Below are 17749 nucleotides of genomic sequence, written 5' to 3' on the forward strand. Positions count from 1 at the left end.
AGAACCGCCGTTGACCCTCGCCGCAAAGTGTGTACACTTCAGAACACACAATGACACCGAGGGAGGACGCACATGCCGGACGGCGTGGCGATGACGGGCGCGGTGACCCTGGACGACAAGTATCTGGCCGAGCATGGCCGCGTTTTCCTGAACGGCACGCAGGCCCTGGTGCGGATGGCGCTGCTCCAGAAACGGCGCGACCGCGCCACCGGCCTGCGCACCGCCGGACTGGTGAGCGGCTACCGCGGCTCGCCGCTCGGCACCATCGACATGGAGATGGGCCGGGCGCGGAGCTTCCTCGACGCCCACGACATCCGCTTCGTTCCCGGCGTCAACGAGGATCTGGCCGCCACCGCGCTGTGGGGCAGCCAGCAGATCCATCTCCAGGACAAGCCGGACTGGGACGGCGTCTTCGGCCTGTGGTACGGCAAGGGGCCGGGCGTGGACCGCACCGGCGACGCCTTCCGCCACGCCAACCTTGCCGGTTCGGCCGGGCGGGGCGGTGTGCTTGTCCTGGCCGGCGACGACCACACCTGCAAATCCTCGACGACCTCGCACCAGAGCGAATATGCGCTGGTCGATGCGATGATGCCGATCCTGAGCCCGTCCGGCATCCCGGAGATGATCGAATACGGGCTGCACGGCTGGGCGCTGTCGCGCCTGTCGGGTTGCTGGACCGCCATGAAGGTGACGGCCGACCTGACCGACCGCAGCGTCTCGATGACCCTCGACCCGGCCCTCCCCGTCATCCGGCTGCCAACCGATCTCGTCCTGCCGCCCGGCGGCCTCAACATCCGCTGGCCGGACAGCCCGCAGGAGCAGGAGGCCCGCCTGCACCTGCACAAGATCCCGGCGGCGCTGGCCTATGTCCGCGCCAACGGCCTGAACCGCGTGGCGCTCGGCAGTGGCGGCGGGGGTGCGGACGCGCGCTTCGGCATCGTCACCGCCGGCAAGGCGTATCTCGACGTCCGGCAGGCCCTGGCGGAACTCGGCATCGACGAGGACCGGGCGGCGGCGCTCGGCATCGCCATCTTCAAGGTGGCGGTGCCCTGGCCGCTCGAACCGGACAGCCTGCGCAGCTTCGCCACCGGCCTCGACGAGATCCTGGTAGTCGAGGAGAAGCGGCCGCTGATCGAGGGCCAGATCAAGGACATCCTCTACGGCCTGCCGGCGGATCGGCGCCCGCGCGTCATCGGCAAGCACGACGAGTCCGGCGCGCCCCTGCTACGCTCCCACGACGAGCTGTCGGTCGCCGAGATCGCGGTGGCGTTCGCCAAGCGGCTCGCCCGCTGCGGCGTGGAGGTGGACGCCGACGCCCTGGCCCGCCTTCAAAACAGCACTGGCAGCGGCACCGCCGCCCGCCCCGGCGGCCCGGTTGCCAAGCGCACGCCCTATTTCTGTTCCGGCTGCCCGCACAACAGCTCGACCAAGGTGCCGGAGGGCTCGCGGGCCCATGCCGGGATCGGCTGCCATTGGATGTCGCAGGCGATGGACCGCGACACCGCGACCTACACCCATATGGGGGCGGAGGGCGCTAACTGGGTCGGGCTGGCGCCCTTCGTGCCGACCCGCCACATCTTCCAGAACATCGGCGACGGCACCTATTTCCATTCCGGCCTGCTCGCCATCCGCGCGGCGGTCGCCGGCGGCGTCAACATCACCTACAAGATCCTGTTCAACGATGCCGTCGCCATGACCGGCGGCCAGTCCCACGACGGCCAGCTCACCCCGCAGGCCATCGCCTGGCAGGTGCGCGCCGAGGGGGTGCAGCGCATCGCACTGGTCAGCGACGAGCCGGAGAAGTACGGCCTGTCCTCCGGCCTGCCGCCCTACGTCACCATCCACCACCGCGACGATCTCGACGCCGTGCAGCGCGAGTTCCGCGAGGTGCCGGGCGTGTCGGCGCTGATCTACGACCAGACCTGCGCCGCCGAGAAACGCCGCCGCCGCAAGCGCGGCAAGCTGCCCGACCCCGGCCGCCGCGTCGTCATCAACGAGCGGGTCTGCGAGGGCTGCGGCGACTGCTCGACCCAGTCGAACTGCCTGTCGGTGGTGCCGGTCGACACCGAGTTCGGGACGAAACGGACGATCGACCAGTCCTCCTGCAACAAGGACTTCTCCTGCCTGACCGGCTTCTGCCCGTCCTTCGTGACGGTGGAGGGCGGCACGCTGCGCAAGGCGCGCCCGGCCGCCGCCCCGACGCCAGACGCCAAGGCCAGGGCCGATGCCAACTCAGGAGCCGACACTCTGCCCGACCCGGTGGCACCGCCGCTCGAACAGCCCTACCGTCTGCTGGTCACCGGGGTCGGCGGCACCGGGGTGGTGACCATCGGCGCGATCCTCGGCATGGCGGCACATCTGGAGGGGCTGGCCTGCTCCATCCTCGACCAGACCGGCATGGCGCAGAAGGGCGGTGCGGTGATGTCGCACATCGTGCTGGCGCGTCGGGCCGACCGGATCCATGCCGCCCGCATCGCCCCCGGCGGCGCCGACGCCGTTCTCGGCTGCGATCTGCTGGTCGCGGCCGGCGAGGACGGGCTGAGCCGCATGCAGGCCGGCCGTACCCGCGCGGTGCTCAACAAACACGAGACGGTCACCGGCGCCTTCACCCGCAACCCGGAGGAGCGGCTGCCGTTGCCGCTGCTGGTGCGCCGGGTCGCCGACGCCTGCGGCGGCCCGGCGGCGGTCGATGCGCTGGACGCCACCGCCATCGCCACCGCGCTGTTCGGCGACGCGATCATGGCGAACCTCTTCCTGCTCGGCTACGCGTGGCAGAAAGGGCTGATTCCGCTGTCCGCCGCGGCCATCGACACGGCCATCGCCCTCAACGGCACCGGGGTTGCCGGCAACCGGTCGGCATTCGCCTGGGGACGCCGCGCGGCCGCCGATCCCAATGCGCTCGCGGCGGCGCACCCGGCCAAGCCTTCGAGCGTGGCCGCTCCGCCACCCGACGATCTCGACGGGCTGATCGCCCGGCGCGTCGAACAGCTGACCGCCTACCAGAACGCGGCCTATGCCGAGCGCTACCGCCTGCTGGTCGACCGGGTCCGCCGGGCCGAGACGGCGGCGGTGCCGGGCAGCAGCCGGCTGACCGCGGCGGTGGCCCGGTCCTTCTACAAGGCGATGGCCTACAAGGACGAGTACGAGGTCGCCCGCCTCTACACCGACGGCGCCTTCCTCGCGCAGCTGGCCGGGCAGTTCGAGGCCGGCTTCCGCCTGCGCTTCCATCTGGCCCCGCCCCTGCTTGCAGGGCGCGACGAGCGGACAGGCCACTTGAAGAAGAGTGCCTATGGCCCCTGGATGCTGCCCGTGTTCAAGGTGCTGGCGAAACTCAAAGGACTGCGCGGAACGCCGCTCGATCCGTTCGGGCGCACCGCGGAGCGCCGGGCGGAACGCCGGCTGATCGGGGATTACGAGCGGGCCATCGCGGAAATGCTGGCCGGTCTCACCCCGGAAAAGCTGGATTTGGCCGTGCGGATCGCCGGCATCCCGGACCGGATCCGCGGCTATGGACATGTGAAGGACAAGGCCATGGCCCAGGCGGAGATGGACTTGCGCGACTGGCCGGCGCAGTTCCGCTCCACGACGCCACAGCGTCTGGCGGCGGAGTGAGCGGTTGAGTGAACCGCTCAAGGGGACCGCTCAGCTCTTGGCGATCTCGCCCAGCACATCCTTGGCGAGGCTGCGGATGTGCCGCTCCATGGCGGCCCTGGCCTCCGCCGGGTCACCGCTCTCCAGCGCGGCGATGACGTCGAGATGCTCGTCGCAGTCGGGACGGATGCGCGACGGCAGGCCGGACAGCTCGAACAGGCGCGTCGTCACCCGCAGGTCGCGGATGATCTGCGCCAGCACCGCGTTGCCGGACGCCTCGGCGATCAGGGTGTGCAGTTCCTCGTCGGCCGCCCAATGATCCTCGAAACGGATCTTGGGCTCGTCGCGCAGGCGAAGCATCTCGGTCTTCATCGCCTGCAAGCGGACCGGATCGACCCTGGAGGCGGCGGCGGCGATGGCCTCCCCCTCCAGGATCTCGCGCAGCCGCATGCTCTGGAAATATTCGCGGTTGGAGACCTCGCGCACCCGGTAGGGGCGGTTGAACTCCTTGCGGATCAGCCCCTCACTCGCCAGCCGCACCAGCGCCTCGCGGATCGGCGTGCGCGAGATGCTGAGCGCCGTCGCCAGCCGGTCTTCGACGATCACCTCGCCGCTGGGAATGCGGCGGTCGAGGATCATCTCCAGGATGGTGCGGTAGGCCATGCTCGCCAGATTCACGCCGGCTGCGGCCGGCGTCGCGGCTTTGAAGGCTTCGATGTCCATGCTCATACCAAGTCCTGCCACCTGACGCTGATCTTCTCCTAACAAAGCAGACGAACCGTTGTCCTGCAAAGGTTCTGATCGGCCTGACCGGCGGGATAGGGTCCGACGCCCCTCCCGGGCAGGAGTCAGTGCTGCAGGATCTTGGCGAGGAACTGGGCGGCGCGCTCCGACCGCTGGGTCTCGAAGAACTCGGCCTTGGTGCAGTCCTCGATGATGCTGCCATGGTCCATGAAGATCACCCGGTGGGCGACCTTGCGGGCGAAGCCCATCTCATGGGTGACGCAGATCATCGTCATGCCCTCGTTCGCCAGCTCGACCATCACGTCGAGCACCTCGTTGATCATCTCGGGGTCGAGCGCCGAGGTCGGCTCGTCGAACAGGATGGCGATGGGGTCCATCGCCAGGGCGCGGGCGATGGCGACGCGCTGCTGCTGGCCGCCGGACAGCTGGCCGGGGAACTTGTGCGCCTGGGTCGCCAGCCCGACCCGCGCCAGCAACGCCTCGCCCTTCGCCTCGGCCTCCGCGGTCTGGCGGCCCAGCACCTTGCGCTGCGACAGGGTCAGGTTCTGCATGATGGTCAGATGGGGGAACAGCTCGAAATTCTGGAACACCATGCCGACGCGGGCGCGCAGCGCCGACATCTTCGTGCCCGGCGCGCCGACATCCATGCCGTCCACCTGGATGCGGCCCGACTGGAAGGGCTCCAGCCCGTTGACGCACTTGATCAGCGTCGACTTGCCCGACCCGGAGGGGCCGCAGACCACCACCACCTCGCCCTTCCGCACGGTGGTCGTGCAGTCCTTCAGGACCTGGAAGGTGCCATAGTTCTTGCTGACATTCTCGATGGCGATCATGGGGGAGTCTCTTGGCGATGGGAGGGGCGTTGAACGGATGAGCGAAGCGGATCAGCCGAACCGGTCGATCAGGAAGGGGGTCGGGTCGATGTCGGTGCGGCCGTCGAGCAGCAGGTCGGCGGTCATGCGGGCGACGACCGGCGCCAGGGTGAAGCCGTTGGACGTCACCGTGTTGAAGAAGCCCGGCAATCCCGGCACCGGGCCGAGGATCGGCGCGCCGTCGATGTTGATGTTCATCGCCGCCCAGGCGCGGACCACATGCAGCCCGGCGATCTGCGGCAGCACATGGCGGGCGACCCACAAATTGCCCTCGATGCTGGAGCGCGACACCGTGTTGAAGCGCCGCGCCGGGTCGAAGACGGCGGTCCAGGCGCCGCCGATGATCAGCCCGCCGGTGACCGCCTGCTTCAGGCTGAGATGGCGGTCGGCATGGGCGACCAACTGGCCGACCAGCTTGGGCGCCGGCTCGGTGACGATCATCTGCAGGGGCGCGCTGTGCACCGGCACGTCGATCCCGACCAGCCGCCCGGTCTCGCGCGCCCACGGGCCGCTGGCGTTGACGATCTGTTTGGCGCGGATGCGGCAGCGCGAGGTCTCGACCCGCCAGCCGCCGCCCCCAACTCCGGTGGCGGCGGGAACCGCGGCGATGCCCGTGACATTCACCCCGCGCAGGAAGCGGGCGCCCTGGCGGCGGGCCTGCTCCAGCACCGCATAGGTCGCGCGCAGCGGGTTGATCTTGCCCTCCTGCGGGGCGTATTCGGCGCCGATCAGCCCATCCGATAGGGCGGGGGCAAGGCGACGCAGCTCGGCCGCGTCGATGATGGCGTTCTCGACGCCGTAGCGCCGCTCCAGCGCCGCCTTGGCGCGCAGGAACTCCATGCCGGCCGTGCTGTCCGCCACCATCAGCCCGCCGGTGACGGCCAGCTCGAAGTCCGCCCCGCAAGCCGTCTCCAGCTCCCGCCACAGCGCGATGGAACGCGGGCCGAGCGTCAGCGTCGCCGCCGCCGGTCCGCCACCCGCCTCGGCCTTGGCGCCGAAGTCGAAGGACAGCAACTGGACGTGCAGGCTGCCGGCATTGGCGCCCGAGGCCTGCAAATTGGTGTCGCCGCGTTCGACCACCAGCACGTCGCGCCCGGCCTGGGTCAGGTAGTAGGCGAGGCAGGAGCCGACCACGCCGCCGCCGACGATCAGGATCTCGGCCTCCTGGTCGGGCAGCGGACCGTCCTCCAGCGGGCGGGCGAGGTTGGGGGTGATGGCGCGCTGGTGGCCGCCCCATTCCGGCTTCTCGAAGGCGAAGGCGCCAGCAGGCGTCGGCTTGGCCGGCAGGCGCGGCGCCAGATACTGCTCGGGCGCCCGCTTCCTGCCGGTCGCCTGCTCCAGCAGCAGCGCGGCGGTCGCGGCGCAATAGCGGCCCTGGCAGCGGCCCATGCCGAGCCGGGTGTTGCGCTTCAGCGCCGCGAGGCTGTCATGGCCGGCGGCGATCTCGGCGCGGATCCGGCCGAAGGTGACCTCCTCGCAACGGCACAGCATCGCCTCGTCGGGCACAATGTCGAGCCGCGGCGGCGGCGCTTGATAGATCGACCACAGCGCCGCCTGGAAGCCCTCGGCCCGCCGCAGGTCGGCCAGCGCCCGCCGGCCCTCCTCCGGGTCGCTGTCGGTCTGGCCGAGCTGGGTGGCGGCGGCGATGCCGGCGAGGCGTCCGCGCGCCTGCGCCACCTTCGACCCGCCGAGATCGACGCCGTCGCCGACGGCGAACACCCCCGGCACGCTGGTGGCACCGTCCACCGCGATCTCGGTGGCGAGATAGCCGAGATGGCGATCCTCGACCAGCCGGTGGGCGCAGCCGAGCGCGCGGGCGATCTCGGTCGAGGGGATGAAGCCGTAGCCCAGGCACAGCGCATCGGCGGCAACGGTGACGGTCTCGGCCAGCCCGGGAGCGCCGTCGGCGCCGAGCGGCGCATAGCGCACCTGTTCCAGCCGCTCCTCCCCCTCCGCCGCGACCACCCCGTGCGACCACAGCACCGGCACCCCGGCACGCCGCAGCCTCAGCAGGTAACGGGCGCCGTCGCCGATCAGGCCGGGGGCGGCGCGTAGCGCGGTCAGCATCTCCCGCCATTGGGCGGGCGACGGGCGCGGCGCGCTCTCCAGCACGGCGGCCACCGTGACGCCGCCCTCCACCAGTTCGCAGGCCAGCTGCAGATTGAGCGGACCGTTGCCGGCGACCACCACCCGGCGGCCGGGCGCGACGCGGTAGGCGCGCGCCAGGGTCTGGCCGGCCCCGGTCGTCATCACGCCGGGCAGCGTCCAGCCTGCGAAAGGCACCGGCCGCTCATAGGCGCCGCCGGCGATCACCAGCCGGCGCGGCCGGTAGACGGTCTCGCGCCCGCCGACGACGGCGACGACTTCGTCGGGGGCATGGGCGCCCCACACCGTCGCCTCCTGGACAATGGCGGCGCCGGCCGCCTTCGCCGCGTCGAGCAGGGCAAGGCCGGCGCGGAACTGGCGATCGGTCGGTCGGTCGGCACGGTGCGAGGGGGCGAGCGGCTTGAAATACTGCCCACCGCTCTGCGGCCGCTCGTCGAGCACCACCACGGCCGCACCGCGCCGCGCCGCCGCTTCCGCCGCCGCCAGACCGGCCGGGCCGGCACCGATCACCAGCAGATCGACCACGCGTTCCTCCGGCGCTTCGCCCACCGGCGGCGGCACCAGCGGGACCAGCGGGTCCTCCGGCGTGCCGGCCGGCGGCTGCGAGCGGATGGTCTGGCCGTCGGCCACCTTGGTCAGGCAGGCGCGCTGGCTCGCCTTGCCGTCCACCGTCACCAGGCATTCGAAGCAGGCGCCCATGCCGCAATAGAGGCCGCGCCGGCCGCCGTCGCGGCTGTGGCGGTAGGCGGCGACGCCGTGCGCCGCCAGGGCCGCCGCCACCGTCTCCCCGGCCAGCGCGGCAATCCGCTCGCCGTCATAGGTGATCTCGATGGGAGCGCCATTGCGGCGGACGCTTGGATGTTCGAGGCGCATGGGCGGTCGGCTTTGTCCGGATGCGGTGGAAAGCGCTTTTCGAGGCTGCGTCAAATAGCGCTGGATTCCTGTATACAGGTAGTATACGAGTAGTATTTAGGCAAGGTCAAAAATTAGGCAGGAGCTTGGGGGAACCCATGACGGCATTGCGCGGCACCTACACGGTCCTCATCACCCCCTTCACCGCCGATGGCGGCGCAGTGGACGTTCCGGCCTTGAAGAAGCTGGTGAACTGGCAGATCGAGCAGGGCATCCACGGGCTGATCCCGCTCGGCAGCACCGGCGAGTTCCTGTCGATGACCCCGGAGGAGCGGGCGCAGGTCATCGAGATCTGCGTGACCGAGGCGGCGGGCCGCGTGCCCGTTCTGATCGGCACCGGCGCCGAATGGACGCGCGACGCCGTCGCGCTGGCCAAGGAAGCGGAAAGCATGGGCGCCGACGGGGTGATGGTGATCCCGCCCTATTACAGCTCGCCGACCCCCGACGAACTGTTCGACCATTACCGCCGCATCGGCGAGGCGATCTCGCTGCCGGTGATGATCTACAACAACCCGGCGACCGCCAACGTCGACCTCACCCCGCCCATCGTCGCGCGGCTCAGCGAGATCGACAACGTCCTCTACATCAAGGAATCGACGCTGGAGGTGACGCGGGTCCGCGACATCATCGAGCTGTGCGGCGACCGCATGACGGTGTTCGCCGGCATCCTCGGTTACGAATCCTTCTGGCTCGGCGCCCAGGGCTGGGTCGCCGTCTGCTCCAACCTGATCCCGCGCGATTCGGCCCGCCTGTTCGAACTGGTGGCCGACCATGGCGACAAGGAACAGGCGCTGGCGCTCTACAAGAAGATGCTGCCCATCGTCCGCTGGGTCGGCGGCCACCGCTACGTCGCCGCCTCCAAGACCGGGCTGGGCATGATGGGGCTGCCGGTCGGCGACCCCCGCGCGCCGCGCCTGCCGCTGCCGGAGGCCGACGCCCTGGCCCTGCGCGCCGATCTGGCGGCCTACGGCCTGATCGATTCCCTCGCCTGACCGCTCCGCCCGAATCCGAGATCCAAACACGAGAGAAGGGGTTTACGATGACCATTCGCACGCTGCTGATCGCCGCCGGCCTGACCCTGTTCGCCCTTCCCGCTGCCGCCCAAACCGCCGCCTGCAAGCCGGCGGTCGCCGATTCCGAGCTGGTCAAGCCCGGCACGCTGGTGATGTCGACCAACCCGACCCTGCCGCCGATGCAGTTCGTCGACAGCAGCGGCCAGCTGAAGGGCATGCGCATCACGCTGGGCAACGAGATCGCCAAGCGCCTGTGCCTGACCCCGGAATATGTCCGCATCGAGTTCTCGGCGATGATCCCCGGCCTCCAGGCCGGCCGCTGGGACCTGATCAACACCGGCATCTTCTGGACCGAGGAACGGGCCAAGATGATGCCGATGATCAATTATGAATCGCAGGCGATCAGCATCTCGGTGACCAAGGGCAACCCGCTGAAAATCGCCAAGCCGGAGGATCTGTCGGGCCGTCCGGTCGGCGTCGAGCTGGGCGGCTTCGAGGAGCGCAAGCTGCGCGAACTCGACAAGATGGTGGTCGCCAAGGGGCTGAAGCCCATCGAGATCAAGACCTTCGACAATTTCGCCACGGCCTATCAGGCGCTGCGCGCCGGCCAGACCGAGGCCTCGGTGGCCATCGACCCGACGGCGGCCGAATACGCCAAGCGCGGCGATTTCGAGCGCGCCCTGCACGGCCTGTTCCCGACCCCGGTCGCCCTGGCGATGAAGAGCAAGACGCTGAGCGAGGCCGTGGTCGGCGTCCTCAACGACATGCAGAAGGACGGCTCCTACAAGAAGCTGATGGACGAGTACGGCCTGCTGCCCAACGACGGCGCCTTCAAGGTCAACGGCCCCGGCATGTGAGAGGCGGAACGCGGGCGGCGGCGGACGGGACCTGCCCCCGCCGCCGCCCGCGCATCGGACAAGAGTGAAAGGGTGACGGAATGACCAGCGGCTGGAACTGGGACGGTTTCTTCGAGTACCTGTTCAACGGGTACCTGTTCAGCGGAGCGATCACCACCCTGTGGCTGACGCTGGCGGGCATCGCCGGCGGCCTCGTGCTCGGCTGCGTGCTGGCGCTGCTGCGGCTGTCGCCCTACCGCTGGATCGCACGGGTGGCGCAGACCTACATCTGGGTGTTCCGCGGCACGCCGCTGCTGGTCCAGCTCATCATCATCTACACCGGCCTGCCGCAGATCGGCATCAAGCTGTCGGTGACGGAATCGGCGCTGATCGGCCTGATCCTCAACGAGGCCGCCTATCTGGCCGAGATCATCCGCGGCGGCATCCTCGGCGTCGCCGCCGGGCAGAGCAACGCCGGCCGCGCGCTCGGCCTCAACTCGGCGCAGGTGATGGCCTACATCGTGCTGCCGCAGGCCGTCCGCATCATCATTCCGGCGCTGGGCAACAGCGTGAACGGGCTGCTGAAGACCACCTCGGTGACCTCCGTCATCTCGATGGAGGAGCTGCTGCGCAGCACCCAGCTGCTCATCCAGGAGCGCTTCATGGTGCTGGAACTGTTCACGGTCGCCGCCCTCTATTACCTGCTGATGACCTCGCTGTGGGACATCGTCCAGCGCCGCATCGAGCGTCATTTCGGCCGCGCCTACCGCAACATCGCCATCGTCGACGGCCAGTGAGAGGCGCTCGGCCATGAGTCCTCCCCTCCCTCCGGCCCTCCCGCCATCCTCCCGAACCGCCAACCTCGGCGACCGCGCCTTCGCGCACCTGCGCGAGCTGATCCTCAGCCGCGAGATCCCCGGCGGCGCCGAGGTGCCGGAGGGGCGGCTGGCCGAGCGGCTGAACGTGTCGCGCACGCCGATGCGCGAGGCGCTGGTCCGGCTGGTCGGCGAGGGGCTGCTGGAGCGCACCAGCGAACGCAGCTACCGCGTCCGCATCGTCTCGGCCCGCGAGTTCTTCGAGTGCATGCAGATGCGCGAGCTGCTGGAGTGCCACGCCATCGAAACCGCGGTGCCGCTGATCGGCGACGCCGATCTTGCCGGGCTGCGGCGCGGGCTCGACGCGCTGGAGGGCGGCGAGGACGACATGCAGCACTGGCTCTACGACAACCATTTCCACAGCTTCTTCGCCCGCGTCAGCGGAAATGCGACGCTGGCCGAGACCATCACGCGCATGCGGGTGGTCGCCCGCCTGTTCCGCATCTCCAGCAGCTTCCACCGCAAGGGCGAGATCGACACCGAACACCGGGCGGTGCTGGACGCGGTGGAGCAGCGCGACGCCGCCGCCGCCAAGGCTGCCATGTTGGCGCATCTGCGCAACCTCCAGGACGACGCCCGCCGCGCCATCGCCGCCGAGGCCAATCCGGGCGGCTATTTTTTGTAATCCCGGTTTTCCGTGATCCCGGCAACCGCAAGACCCGTCCTTCGGGACCGAGGGAGAGTTCCATGCCGCAGTTCGACACCGTAATCCGCAACGGCACGCTGGCCACCGCGTCCGACGTGTTCGCCGCCGACCTCGGCGTGATCGGCGGGCGCATCGCCGCCATCGGGGCCGGGCTGGGACCGGGCGCGCGCGAGATCGACGCCACCGGCAGGCTGGTGATGCCCGGCGGCGTCGACGGCCATTGCCACCTCGACCAGCCGACCAGCGACGGCTCGCAGTCGGCCGACGATTTCGAGACCGGAACCCGCTCGGCGGCCTGCGGCGGCACCACGACGGTCATCCCCTTCGCCTGCCAGTTCAAGGGCCAGTCGCTGCGCGACGCGGTGACCGACTACCACCGCCGGGCCGACGGCAAGGCGGTGATCGACTATGCCTTCCACCTCATCGTCAGCGACCCGACCGACCAGCTGCTCGGCCAGGACCTGCCGGCGCTGATCCATGACGGCTACACGTCATTCAAGATCTACATGACCTACGACGACATGAAGCTGAACGACCGGCAGGTGCTGGAGCTGCTCAGCGTCGCCCGGCGCGACGGCGCCATGGCGATGATCCATGCCGAGAACGCCGACTTCATCGGCTGGCTGACCGACAGGCTGCTCGCCGCCGGCCACACCGCGCCGCGCTACCACGCCGAGTCCCGGCCGATGCTGGTGGAGCGCGAGGCGACCCACCGCGCCATCGCCATGGCCGAGCTGGCCGACGTGCCGATCCTGATCGTCCATGTCTCCGGCCGCGAGGCCATCGAGCAGATCCACTGGGCGCAGGGCCGCGGCATGCGCATCTACGCCGAGACCTGCCCGCAATACATGGTGCTGACCGAGCACGACCTGCACGGCCACGGCATGGAGGGGGCCAAGTGCATCTGCTCTCCCCCGCCCCGCGACAAGGCCAACCAGGCGGCGGTCTGGGACGCGCTGGCCGGCGGCACCTTCCACATCGTGTCGTCCGACCACGCGCCGTTCCGCTACCAGGATCCCAAGGGCAAGATGCTGCACGGCGCCGACACGCCCTTCAACTGGATCCCCAACGGCGTGCCGGGCATCGAGACGCGGCTGCCGATCCTGTTCTCGGAGGGGGTGAAGAAGGGTCGGATCAGCCTCCAGCGCTTCGTCGAGCTGTCCTCGACCAACCCGGCCAAGATGTACGGCCTGCACCCGCGCAAGGGCAGCCTCGCCATCGGCGCCGATGCCGACATCGTCATCTACGACCCCGACCGCAAGGTGACCATCACCAACGCCATGCTGCACCACAATGTCGACTACACCCCCTACGAGGGGCTGGAGGTGACCGGCTGGCCGGAGACCGTGCTGTCGCGCGGCGAGGTGGTGGTGGAGGGCGGCGCCTGCGTGGCGCAGCCCGGCCGCGGCGCCTTCCTGCGCTGCGACACGCCGGATCTGGCACGGCCGAAGGTCGGCGCCGCCTGAAGAGACGACTGCCCTTTCCTGAATTTCAGACACGAGGATCACCGACCATGGACGCCCTGACCATCACCGCCGGCCCCTTCACCTTCGGCGCCCGCTTCGAGACGGCCGCCGCGCCGAAGACCTGCGCCAAGTTCCGCAGCCTGCTGCCCTACGAGGGCCAGATCGTCCATGTCCGCTGGAGCGGCGAAGGGGTGTGGATTCCGCTGGGCGACACCGATTTCGGCCTCGGTTACGAGAACCACACCAGCCACCCGGCGCCGGGCCAGTTCATCCTCTATCCCGGCGGCATCAGCGAGACCGAGATCCTGCTGGCCTATGGCGGCGTCCAGTTCTCCAGCAAGATGGGCCAGCTCGCCGGCAACCACTTCATCACCATCACCGACGGGCTGGAGAATCTGGCGGAACTCGGCAAGCGCACCCTGTGGCAGGGCGCGCAGCCGATCCGCTTCGAACTGGCCCGCTGAACCTAGCCCGCTGACGCGGCAGAGGGCATTGGCGGTCAGAACGACATCAGCAGCCGGGCCTGGGCGGTGACGGTGCCGCGGTCGGTCTCCGGCCCGTCCGTCAGGGCGACGCCGACGCTCAGCCCACCCTGCAGGCTCCGGCCAAGCGTGTAGTCGAGCCCGAGGCCGAGGCCGAGGCCGAGGCCGACGAGTCTGGTGTCGGCCCACTCGTTCACCCCCGGCAGGGCATCCAGATTGTAGGTGTGGCCATAGGCGACGTCGAGGAAGGCGAAGGGAGAGGCCGCATCCTCCACCCGCCCGACGCCGGGCATATCGGACTCCCACAGGGCCCAGGACAGGGAATGCCGGCAATCTGGCCGGTGAACGCGGTGATCCGGGTGTCACCATGGGCCTGCCGCTGTTCATCATCTGGCTCGCCTGCCGTCGCGAGCAGGTCTTCCTGGTGACCAGCAGCGTTATCCTGTCGCACGCCGCCGTGTCGCTGTCGGCGATCCTGGGCGATGGGGTGCTGAGCGAAACCTCGCTCCAGCTCATCAATCACACCCGCTTCCTGACCACCAGCCTTATCCTGCCCATGGCGCTGCTGTTCGTCCACCGCCCGCTCCCGGTCCCTCTGGGCGTCTTCCTGCTGCCGCCGTTCAAGGTTGCCGCCAGCTTCCTCACCCTCCCGGTCGATCTGCACCGCTGGCTGCTCACGACCGTCTATTTTCCGCTCATGTGCGTCGCCGCGCTGTGGGTGCTGTTCGTGGTGATGCGCGTGGCGGTCCGCGAGCGCGACATCGCGGCCACGGCGCTGGCCGGCGTCTTCCTGTTCAATCTGGTCATCGCGGTGCATGACATTCTGCTCACCCGCGACTCCCTGGGGGAAAGCCGGGTGCTGATCTGGCTCTTCGCCCAGACCATGAACGTGCTGAATCAGTTCAGCCAGCGCCTGAAGAGCGAGGTGGCGGCGGCCGAGGATGCCCTGCGCCGCAGCTTCGCCCGCGAGCAGCAGCAGGCCAAGGCCGCCGTGCTGAAGGCCGAGCGGGTGCGCCTGATGAGCGACTTGCACGACAGCATCGCCGGTTAGCTCGTCTCGTGCCTCGGCCGCCGAACGGGCGCGCGAGGTTGCTTCCGACACACCACGCAGCAGGCGCTCTCGCCGCCCGGCCAGCACCCGCTGGGTGGTTTCGGTCACGGCGGTGAAGGCACGCATCAGGGCGGCCATGTCGCCGGGACCGTTCAGGAAGGCGCGGATGGTGTCTGCGGTCACGGAGGCCCCGAGCGATCACTTTCCGTGGAAATCCCGACACCATGAGCGGTTGGGCCATTCCCACCGCAACGGACATCGCCTTCGCCCTGGGCGTGCTGTCCCTGCTGGGGCCGCGTGTCCCGACATCGCTGAAGGTCTTCCTGACGGTGCTCGCCATCATCGACGGCCTCGGCACCGTCCTCATCATCGCGCTGTTCTACACGGCCGACCTGTGTTTGCGCAGCCGGAGGCGATGGATCCGCCCGCCGCTCCCCGGCAGCGTGAGTGCCGCCCGGGCCGCGGCACCATCCTGCTCCGTTGCGGCTCGGATGGACCAATCAAGGTCGGCCGGCGGCAAGCAGCAGCGCTTCGGCGTCGGCCACGGACAGCGGGCGGGCGAACAGGTAGCCTTGAGCATAGTCGCAGCCGATCCGGGTCAGGACCGCCCGCTCCTCTTCGGTCTCGACCCCTTCGGCGACGACCTCCAGCCCGATGCGGTGGGCCAGCTCGACGATGCCGCGCAGCAGCGATTCCTGGCTGGGATCGCTGCCGAGTGCGCTGACGAAGCTCTTGTCGATCTTCACGATATCGAAGGGCAGGCTGCCGAGGTGCGACAGCGAGGAATAGCCGGTGCCGAAATCATCCATGCACAGCGCCACGCCCAACGCATGAAAGCGTTCCAGGATGGCGCGGGCCTGATCATGGTCGGCGACGGTCATGCTCTCCGTCACCTCGACCTTCAATCCGTCGGCGCGGCCGCCGGCCAGAAACGCCAGCATGTCGTCGACATAGCGTTCGTCCCACATCTGGCGGGCCGACAGGTTGACGTTGACGGTCAGGGCGGCCCCCCCGGCCATCCGGCGCCAGCGGCCGAGCTGCTCCACCGCCCGTTCCAGCACATGGCGGCCGAGAGGCAGGATCTGGCCGGTCTCTTCGGCAATCGGGATGAACTGGGCCGGGCTGACCGGACCGAGGTCGGGGTGGCGCCAGCGCACCAGCGCCTCGAACCCGGTGAGCCGGCCGTCGGGAAGCGAGACGATCGACTGATAGACCAGGAAGATGTCGCCGGCCTCCAGCGACGGGGTCAAATCGCGTTGCAGGCGGCTGCGGATCAGGATCGCCTCGCGCAGAGAGGCGTCGAACAGCACGGTGCGCCCCTTGCCATGCTCCTTGGCACGGTAGAGCGCGATGTCGGCGTCGCGCAACAGGCCATCGGGATCGTCGCTGGTGCCATCGTCGACCGCCAGCCCGATGCTGAGCCCGACCCGCAGTTCCATGCCGCCGACGCAGAGCGGGCGCTGGAAGGCGGTCTCCAGCCCCTGGGCGCGGGCGATCGCCGCCTCCCGCCCGGACGGGACCGCGACGACGAATTCGTCGCCGCCCAGCCGGACGACGAACTCCCCTGCGTCCATCAGGCCGGCGATCCGCTCCGCCGTCGCGACCAGCACGCGGTCGCCCACCGCATGGCCCAGGCTGTCGTCGACCACCTTGAAGCCGTCGAGATCGAGGAACAGCAGCGCCAGATCGCTGCGGCCGATGCCCTCCGCTGCCCGGCTCCCGCGCAGCCAGTGGAGCAGATAAGCGCGGTTGGGCAGACCGGTCAGGAAATCGTGGGTGGCCTGATGGACCAGCCGCGCCTCGTAGGATTTGCGGTCGCTGACATCGGCGGCGGAACCGGCCAGCCGCGCCACCCGGCCGTCCGGACCGGCGGCGACGATGCCGTGCAGATGCAGCCAGCGGGTGGCGTCCTCCTGCGTTGGGCCATCCAGCTTCGGGTTGGGCGGCAGGACGCGGAACTCCACATCGAAGCTGGCGCCGTCCGCTCCATGCTCGCCCTGGCGGATCGCGGCGAGCACGGCATGCCGGTCGTCGGGATGGATGTGGGCCAGCAGGGCGGCGAGGCCGGGATCGCCGCCGTCGGCCGGCAGATGAAGCATCTGGCGCAGGCGGGCCGACAGGTAGAAGTCTCCGCTCTCCAGGTCCCAGTCCCACAGCCCGTCGTTGGTCGCGGCGGCGGCCATGGCATAGCGGCGCTCGCTCTCGCCCAACCGGCGCGTCTTCTCCTCGATGGCGGCGAACAGGTCGCGCAGGGCGGTCCGGCTGTCCTCCAGGCTGCGGCCGAGCAGGCCCAGCTCGTCCCGCCGGAAGCCCGGTTCACGCCGCCGGCCCCAGCCCTGGAACGGACGGTCGAGATCGCGGCGGGCCAGACGGCGGGCGTCCTCCACCAGACGGCCGAGCGGGCCGACGATGCGGCTGCGGGTGAACCACACGGCGGTCCCGGCCAACGCCAGGACCAGCACGGCGATGATGCCGCCGCCGATCGCCATCAGCCGTTGCAGGGCCTCGATGTCGGTCAGGGTGGCGGCGGTCAGTCGCGCACGCTGCGCACTCAAATGGCTGTTCAGCGCCGCCAGCCCTTTAACCGCGTCGCGGCGGCAGGCGTCGAACGCCTCCGCCGGGATGGCCGCCGCCGGATCCTCCATCTGCACCTGGATGGCGTCGAGAAAGGCGGCGATGGCGGCGATGGCCCGCGCCTCGTCCTCGCCGGGGGTGACGATGTCGCGGTAGATCGCAAGATTGGCCCGCGACAGCGCCAGGGAGCGTTCCAGCGCCGCATGGTCGCCTGCCGCATGGCCTGCCGTGCCGGCCTGCGCGCCCTCGCGGAAATGGTCGATGACGCCGCCCAGGCCGAGATGCCCGCGGACCTCCGACAGCGCGTCCGACCTGGTGGCGGCCTGGAGATCGTAATCGCGCCAGCCGTCGGCCACCCTGTCCATGCCCTGCATCAGTTGCAGCCCAACCGCCAGCATCACGACCAGACAGACGACCAGGGCCGCCGCCAGCAGCAGCGCCGAGCGGGCGATGGTCAGGGTCCGGCGGCCCGTTCCGGAGCCGCTTCCGGGGCCTGCTCTGTCATGCATGCCACCGGGCAGGGCTCCGGACTCTTCACTGACGATGTCGGTCACCCCGGTCTTCCCTCCACCCTCTGGAAA

The 17749-nt window shown here is 69.8% G+C and carries 13 protein-coding genes and 1 pseudogene; 9 read left to right on the forward strand and 5 right to left on the reverse strand.

All coding sequences use genetic code 11. From position 1 onward, the window contains the following. Positions 1-72 precede the first annotated feature (72 nt). Positions 73-3612 carry an indolepyruvate ferredoxin oxidoreductase family protein gene (locus tag ABNQ38_RS30615; protein ID WP_377811060.1) on the forward strand — a complete coding sequence of 1180 codons (3540 nt, stop codon included), beginning with the start codon at positions 73-75 and terminating at the stop codon, positions 3610-3612. Between the two features lie 30 nt (positions 3613-3642). On the opposite strand, the gene ABNQ38_RS30620 is transcribed toward ABNQ38_RS30615, so the two are convergent. The 3 genes from ABNQ38_RS30620 to ABNQ38_RS30630 all read right to left on the reverse strand — a co-directional run bounded on the left by ABNQ38_RS30620 (position 3643) and on the right by ABNQ38_RS30630 (position 8186). Beyond that, on the reverse strand, positions 3643-4320 hold the full coding sequence (locus ABNQ38_RS30620) for a GntR family transcriptional regulator (protein WP_377811061.1): 678 nt from the start codon (positions 4318-4320) through the stop codon (positions 3643-3645). A 119-nt stretch (positions 4321-4439) separates the two neighbouring features. Then, entirely contained in the window at positions 4440-5168 is a 729-nt protein-coding gene (locus ABNQ38_RS30625) for an amino acid ABC transporter ATP-binding protein (RefSeq protein WP_377811062.1), read from the reverse strand. A gap of 51 nt (positions 5169-5219) precedes the next feature. After that, positions 5220-8186 carry an FAD-dependent oxidoreductase gene (locus ABNQ38_RS30630; protein WP_377811063.1) on the reverse strand — a complete coding sequence of 989 codons (2967 nt, stop codon included), beginning with the start codon at positions 8184-8186 and terminating at the stop codon, positions 5220-5222. Positions 8187-8323: 137 nt separating this feature from the next. On the opposite strand from ABNQ38_RS30630, the gene dapA reads away from it, so the two are divergent. The 6 genes from dapA to ABNQ38_RS30660 all read left to right on the forward strand — a co-directional run bounded on the left by dapA (position 8324) and on the right by ABNQ38_RS30660 (position 13525). After that, complete coding sequence (gene dapA, locus ABNQ38_RS30635) at positions 8324-9217, forward strand: 4-hydroxy-tetrahydrodipicolinate synthase (protein WP_377811064.1); 894 nt, start codon at positions 8324-8326, stop codon at positions 9215-9217. 47 nt (positions 9218-9264) lie between these two features. Next, positions 9265-10095: an ABC transporter substrate-binding protein gene (locus ABNQ38_RS30640; protein WP_377811065.1), complete on the forward strand. Its 831-nt coding sequence runs from the start codon at positions 9265-9267 to the stop codon at positions 10093-10095. Positions 10096-10175: 80 nt separating this feature from the next. Beyond that, on the forward strand, positions 10176-10871 hold the full coding sequence (locus ABNQ38_RS30645; RefSeq protein ID WP_377811066.1) for an amino acid ABC transporter permease: 696 nt from the start codon (positions 10176-10178) through the stop codon (positions 10869-10871). A gap of 13 nt (positions 10872-10884) precedes the next feature. Further along, positions 10885-11574, forward strand: coding sequence for a GntR family transcriptional regulator (locus ABNQ38_RS30650; protein WP_377811067.1), 690 nt, complete (start codon positions 10885-10887; stop codon positions 11572-11574). 62 nt (positions 11575-11636) lie between these two features. Continuing rightward, positions 11637-13061, forward strand: coding sequence for a dihydropyrimidinase (gene hydA / locus ABNQ38_RS30655; protein WP_377811068.1), 1425 nt, complete (start codon positions 11637-11639; stop codon positions 13059-13061). A gap of 47 nt (positions 13062-13108) precedes the next feature. Further along, positions 13109-13525 carry a DUF3830 family protein gene (locus tag ABNQ38_RS30660; RefSeq protein WP_098737321.1) on the forward strand — a complete coding sequence of 139 codons (417 nt, stop codon included), beginning with the start codon at positions 13109-13111 and terminating at the stop codon, positions 13523-13525. A gap of 35 nt (positions 13526-13560) precedes the next feature. On the opposite strand, the gene ABNQ38_RS30665 is transcribed toward ABNQ38_RS30660, so the two are convergent. Beyond that, entirely contained in the window at positions 13561-13836 is a 276-nt protein-coding gene (locus ABNQ38_RS30665; RefSeq protein ID WP_377811069.1) for a hypothetical protein, read from the reverse strand. A gap of 74 nt (positions 13837-13910) precedes the next feature. Here ABNQ38_RS30665 and ABNQ38_RS30670 point away from each other — a divergent pair, with 74 nt between their 5' ends. Continuing rightward, positions 13911-14594, forward strand: coding sequence for a hypothetical protein (locus tag ABNQ38_RS30670; RefSeq protein ID WP_377811070.1), 684 nt, complete (start codon positions 13911-13913; stop codon positions 14592-14594). A 215-nt stretch (positions 14595-14809) separates the two neighbouring features. Then, positions 14810-14989: pseudogene (locus ABNQ38_RS30675) on the forward strand (Na+/H+ antiporter NhaA); the annotation flags it as partial. 105 nt (positions 14990-15094) lie between these two features. On the opposite strand, the gene ABNQ38_RS30680 reads toward ABNQ38_RS30675, so the two are convergent. Continuing rightward, entirely contained in the window at positions 15095-17722 is a 2628-nt protein-coding gene (locus ABNQ38_RS30680; protein WP_377811071.1) for an EAL domain-containing protein, read from the reverse strand. Between the last annotated feature and the right edge of the window lie 27 nt (positions 17723-17749).

Source organism: Azospirillum sp. A29, assembly GCF_042604625.1.
Classification (GTDB): Bacteria; Pseudomonadota; Alphaproteobacteria; order Azospirillales; family Azospirillaceae; genus Azospirillum; species Azospirillum palustre.

What these genes read in the sequence shown, in the direction of transcription:
- ABNQ38_RS30630 (WP_377811063.1), bottom strand. Translation starts at nt 8,186, where the DNA reads ATGCGCCTCGAACATCCAAGCGTCCGCCGCAATGGCGCTCCCATCGAG.
- ABNQ38_RS30645 (WP_377811066.1), top strand. Translation starts at nt 10,176, where the DNA reads ATGACCAGCGGCTGGAACTGGGACGGTTTCTTCGAGTACCTGTTCAAC.
- ABNQ38_RS30660 (WP_098737321.1), top strand. Translation starts at nt 13,109, where the DNA reads ATGGACGCCCTGACCATCACCGCCGGCCCCTTCACCTTCGGCGCCCGC.
- ABNQ38_RS30640 (WP_377811065.1), top strand. Translation starts at nt 9,265, where the DNA reads ATGACCATTCGCACGCTGCTGATCGCCGCCGGCCTGACCCTGTTCGCC.
- ABNQ38_RS30650 (WP_377811067.1), top strand. Translation starts at nt 10,885, where the DNA reads ATGAGTCCTCCCCTCCCTCCGGCCCTCCCGCCATCCTCCCGAACCGCC.
- ABNQ38_RS30665 (WP_377811069.1), bottom strand. Translation starts at nt 13,836, where the DNA reads ATGCCCGGCGTCGGGCGGGTGGAGGATGCGGCCTCTCCCTTCGCCTTC.
- ABNQ38_RS30625 (WP_377811062.1), bottom strand. Translation starts at nt 5,168, where the DNA reads ATGATCGCCATCGAGAATGTCAGCAAGAACTATGGCACCTTCCAGGTC.
- hydA (WP_377811068.1), top strand. Translation starts at nt 11,637, where the DNA reads ATGCCGCAGTTCGACACCGTAATCCGCAACGGCACGCTGGCCACCGCG.
- ABNQ38_RS30670 (WP_377811070.1), top strand. Translation starts at nt 13,911, where the DNA reads ATGGGCCTGCCGCTGTTCATCATCTGGCTCGCCTGCCGTCGCGAGCAG.
- dapA (WP_377811064.1), top strand. Translation starts at nt 8,324, where the DNA reads ATGACGGCATTGCGCGGCACCTACACGGTCCTCATCACCCCCTTCACC.
- ABNQ38_RS30620 (WP_377811061.1), bottom strand. Translation starts at nt 4,320, where the DNA reads ATGAGCATGGACATCGAAGCCTTCAAAGCCGCGACGCCGGCCGCAGCC.
- ABNQ38_RS30615 (WP_377811060.1), top strand. Translation starts at nt 73, where the DNA reads ATGCCGGACGGCGTGGCGATGACGGGCGCGGTGACCCTGGACGACAAG.